General features: G+C 56.6%; 4 protein-coding genes and 1 tRNA gene. 1 reads left to right on the top strand and 4 read right to left on the bottom strand.

Annotation, left to right across the window (positions count from 1 at the left end; genetic code table 11):
* Window positions 1-131 precede the first annotated feature (131 nt).
* Window positions 132-208: transfer RNA gene (locus DWY76_RS13625), tRNA-Arg, on the bottom strand.
* 160 nt (window positions 209-368) lie between these two features.
* Here DWY76_RS13625 and DWY76_RS13620 point away from each other — a divergent pair.
* Window positions 369-1,733 carry an MATE family efflux transporter gene (locus DWY76_RS13620; protein WP_005936940.1) on the top strand — a complete coding sequence of 455 codons (1,365 nt, stop codon included), beginning with the start codon at window positions 369-371 and terminating at the stop codon, window positions 1,731-1,733.
* Window positions 1,734-1,773: 40 nt separating this feature from the next.
* Here DWY76_RS13620 and DWY76_RS13615 read toward each other — a convergent pair whose 3' ends face one another.
* The 3 genes from DWY76_RS13615 to DWY76_RS14455 form a co-directional block, all read right to left on the bottom strand.
* Window positions 1,774-2,802 (bottom strand): aldo/keto reductase, encoded by a 1,029-nt coding sequence (locus DWY76_RS13615; RefSeq protein ID WP_120081597.1) that lies wholly within the window; start codon window positions 2,800-2,802, stop codon window positions 1,774-1,776.
* Between the two features lie 128 nt (window positions 2,803-2,930).
* A complete protein-coding gene (locus DWY76_RS13610; protein WP_120081596.1) occupies window positions 2,931-3,953 on the bottom strand; it encodes an ATPase P in 1,023 nt (340 codons plus the stop codon).
* Window positions 3,954-4,180: 227 nt separating this feature from the next.
* Window positions 4,181-4,480: carbon starvation CstA 5TM domain-containing protein (locus DWY76_RS14455; RefSeq protein ID WP_279221605.1), on the bottom strand; the 300-nt coding region annotated here is incomplete at its 5' end.

Below are 4,480 nucleotides of genomic sequence, written 5' to 3'. Positions count from 1 at the left end.
GTTGGCAACCGCAGGCTAAGCAAAGCCGCGCTGTGGCTTTGCTTGCGGCGCTGCGCGCCGCCGCCTTGTTCGAATCCTCCCGGCGCACTGAAAAAAGAAAAACCAGAACACGAATGTGTTCTGGTTTTTCTTGGTGCGACCGGGAGGATTCGAACCTCTGGCCTTCCGGGTCGGAGCCGAACGCTCTATCCAGCTGAGCTACGATCGCACATATTTATTTCATCGGTGTAAAGTAGTATAGCACAGCCACACAAAAAAATCAAATATGAAATGTCGATGCTATCTTGCAAAAGCCGCAGCGGCCCATATAATAGAGGTGTGCCCCGGTGTGCGCGGGCACGGTTTAGGTTAAAGGATAAAAAGAGAACATGAAATCAAATACCAAAACACTGACCGAAGGCCCTCTGGCCAAACAGATCTTTCTGGTCAGTCTGCCGCTGGCGCTTTCCAACCTGCTGCAGGTGCTGTTCAACATGTCGGACGTGGCCGTGGTAGGCCGGTTTGCAGGCTCTACAGCGCTGGGCGCGGTGGGTTCCACCAGCATCCTCGTCAGCCTGTTCACCGGCTTCCTGATCGGCCTGAGCGGCGGCATCAACGTGCTGGTGGCCCGCTTCTACGGTGCACGGCACGAGCACGATGTGGAAAAGACTGTCCACTCCGCCGCCATCGTCAGCCTGATCGCGGGTGTGGTGTTGCTGTTCGTCGGCCTGCTGGGTTCCCCCTTCATGCTGCGGCTGCTGAACACCAAGGACGACCTGCTGCCCGGTGCCATCCTGTACCTGCGGGTGTACTTCCTTGGTATGCCCGCTCTGGCCTTGTACAACTTCGGCAACGCTGTGTTCAGCGCCATCGGCGACACCAAAAAGCCGCTGATGTACCTGTCCATTGCGGGCGCACTGAACATTGCACTGAACCTGTTCTTTGTCATCGTGTGCCAGTTAAGCGTCATGGGCGTGGCGCTGGCCAGTGCCATTTCGCAGTGCGCCTCTGCCGGGCTGATCCTGCACGCTTTGACCAAAGTGCAGGACTGTTACGTGCTGGACACCAAAAAGCTGCATCTGGACCCCGCCACAACAAAGAGCATTCTGGGCCTTGGTCTTCCGTCCGGTTTCCAGAATGCCATTTTCGCCATTGCAAACCTGTTCATTCAGGCAGGGGTCAACTCCTTCGACTCTCTCATGGTCAAGGGCAACAGCGCCGCCGCCAATGCCGATGCCATGATCTACGACTGCATGGCCGCATTCTATATGGCCTGTGCAAGCTTTATGAGCCAGAACTACGGCGCTGGCAAGCCGGACCGCGTAAAGAAGAGTTATTTCATCAGTCTGGCCTACTCCTTTGGTGTGGGCCTGATCCTGGGCGGAAGCTTGTTCCTCTTTGGCCGCACCTTTCTTGCCCTGTTCACCACCGAGAGCGCCGTCATTGATGCCGGCATGAAGCGCGTGGGCGTGATGGGCTTTGCCTACTGCATCTCCGCCTTTATGGATTGCACCATCGCCGCTTCCCGCGGACTTGGCAAGACTGTGGTGCCCACCATTATTGTGGTAATGGGTTCCTGCGTGTTCCGGGTGATCTGGGTATACACCATCTTCGCGCACTTTCACACCATTCCCTCGCTGTACGCACTGTACCCCTGCAGCTGGGCGCTGACCGCCCTTGCCGAGATCGTGTACTTCGCACACTGTTATAAGGAATCGATGAGGATTTTTGAGCAGCCAAAAGCTGCCGCATAAAGCACAAAAGCTCCTGTCTGAATGGGCAGGAGCTTTTGTGTTACTGAACTTTTACTTCACCGGCCAGAACGCGCTTGTAATCCTCATAGTTGCGGGCCAGCAGGGCGGGGGTATCCAGACCATATGGGCACTTGGCCTTGCACCGGTTGCAGTGCAGGCAGCCCTCGATCTTTTTCATCTTGGCCTGACCTGCGGGGCTGAGATGCTCTGCCGAGGGCGAACGCCGCAGCAGCAGGCTCATGCGGGCGCAGTTGTTGATCTCGATGCCTGCCGGGCAGGGCATACAATAGCCGCAGCCGCGGCAGAACTCGCCGCACAGCTCGGCACGATCCCCCTCAATGACGGCACGGATGTCGTCGGTCATGCGCGGCGGGTTGTCGATATAGGAGAGGAACTCGTCCAGTTCCCTTTCACGCTGCACGCCCCAGATGGGCAAAACTCCATCGAACTGCGCCTCAAAGGCATAGGCTGCGGCACTGTTAGTGATCAGTCCACCGGACAGGCCCTTCATGGCGATAAAGCCCATATTTGCCGCCTTGCACTTGTTCACCAATTCCAGCTCCTGCTCACCGGAGATATAGCTGAACGGGAACTGCAGCGTCTCGTACAAACCGCTGTCAATGGCCTCGTGGGCCACCTTCAGACGGTGGTTGGTGATGCCGATATGCCGGATCATGCCCTTGGCTTTGGCCTCCTGCATAGCCTCGTAGAGGCCGGAGCCGTCGCCTGGCTTCGGGCAGAATGCGGGATTGTGGAACTGGTACAGGTCAATGTAATCAGTGCGCAGATTGGTGAGTGAGGTGTGCAGATCCTTCCAGAAGTCCTCTGCGTTCTGCGCTGCCGTTTTGGTGGCGATATACACTTTCGTGCGGATGCCGTCAAAGGCTTCGCCCAGCTTCACCTCGCTGTCGGTGTAGGCGCGGGCGGTATCAAAAAAGCGGATGCCTGCCTTGTAAGCCTTGCGGGCCAGATAGACGGCATCTTCCTGCGAGATGCGCTGGATGGGCAGTGCGCCGAAGCCATTTTTGTTCACCGTGATGCCGGTGCTGCCAAGGGTGACCATATCCATAGCTGTTTCCTCCACTCGTGGGTGTAAAGACTCTCCTTTTTCATTATAAAACGAACGATTCTGCTGTGCAAGAAGTTAGGCAAAGCAAAAGGGCCTTTCCCGAAGGAAAAGCCCTCTTTGCTTACTTTTTACTGATAATCGTGGTTCAGGAACATCGCCTTGATGACCACCACCTCGTCGTATTCCTCCTGTTCCACCTGCACATCTGCGTTCAGGGACTTCAGGCGGTTTTCCACGGCAGTCAAAGCCTCCGGCACGGTGACGGCGCGGCCCTCTTCAATGGCATCGGCCATCTGCTTGAGCACGATGGGATGTGCGTAATGGCTGGGCACCGGGAAGGCACCGTTCGGGTAGTGCTTCACGTATTCTGCCATAGCAGCTTCGGCCTTCTCGGCCCGCTTCATGATGGCGCTGTGGTTGTTGTGGGCGGTGGGCAGCATGTTGTAGCTGGAGAACAGGAAGATGGCTGCAAAGCCGAACAGCGCAAAGTAGATGCCATAGCCGCCGGTATGGGTGGTGACGGCATACAGGCCATAGGCCGCAGAGACGATGCCCATGATAAAGATGGCCAGCGCCACATAGCGGTACACCGGCTTGCTCTGCAGCTGGGCACGCTTGCGGCGCTCGGCTGCGCTGAGCTCATCGGAGAGGGCAGGCTTTGCTTCCAGATATTCCTTTGCCCTGCGCAGCACGGTGATGCTGTGACGGGCATCGTCGGTCAGCTCGCTTTCCGGCAGCTTGCGGGAGGCCTTTTCGGCTTCCTTCTTCTGCAGCATCTGCTCACCGGCTGCGCTGAGCAGATGGATCTGCGGCTGCTCTTTGGCCAGCACCTCCAGCAGCTTGTCCACATCCCGCTCGTCCTTGAAGTTGCACTGCTTCTGCTTGCCGCCATCGTACTCCACCACAAGGTAGGCCATGGAGGCAAACATGCCCTTGCCGGTAAAGCCGCCGGAGCTCATAGCCACCCGCTTGAACACGCGGCTGATGCTGCCGTAGGGCAGATAATAGCGGCGGTCGATGTAAAAGCTGTTGAGGTACAGCGCCTTTTTGCCAACGCCGCAGGGGCCGATCTTTTTGCAGGACTTTCTGTCCTCCACCAGCTCCTGATTATCAAGCTTTGCCATACCCAGCTGTGCAGGTTTGAAGATCATGGAAGTTCCCTTCTTTACTGTTAGTTTCCGGTCCAGCCGCAGATGCTGCAGCCATTCCAAATAAAATCACCGGTTCTATTTTCGCACTGCAGCCCTCAAAATGCAACCCCTTCTGCTGCTAAGATTTGCACAAAAGGTTTGTCTGTTATGTCAAAACACCCCCGTCACTGCGGGGTGCAGCGGCGGGGGTGTCAGAGTTTAAGGCTTATGCGGTGCGGCAGACATCCTTATGCCTTCTGAGAAGCGGTGTGCTTCTTGGTAGCATAGATGAAGAGTGCCAGCATTGCGATTGCAAAGATGATGCCGATGGGGTATGCAACGGCAGTGTTGTAAGCGACCAGCTTGCCGTCTGCGTAAGTATTGATCATCTTGCCCAGGCACTCAGGTGCCAGCACGAAGTAGGTGCAGGACACAGCGCTCATGAAGGTAGCGGGCACAGCGGTGATCCAGTAGTTCTTCTTCTCCTTGAACAGGTACATGGATGCAGCCCACAGAACGATCATGGCCAGCGTCTGGTTGGTCCAGCT

Source organism: Faecalibacterium sp. AF27-11BH, from assembly GCF_003603005.1.
In the GTDB taxonomy this organism is placed as follows: domain Bacteria; phylum Bacillota; class Clostridia; order Oscillospirales; family Ruminococcaceae; genus Faecalibacterium; species Faecalibacterium taiwanense.
This window is presented reverse-complemented; position numbering and strand designations above follow the sequence as displayed.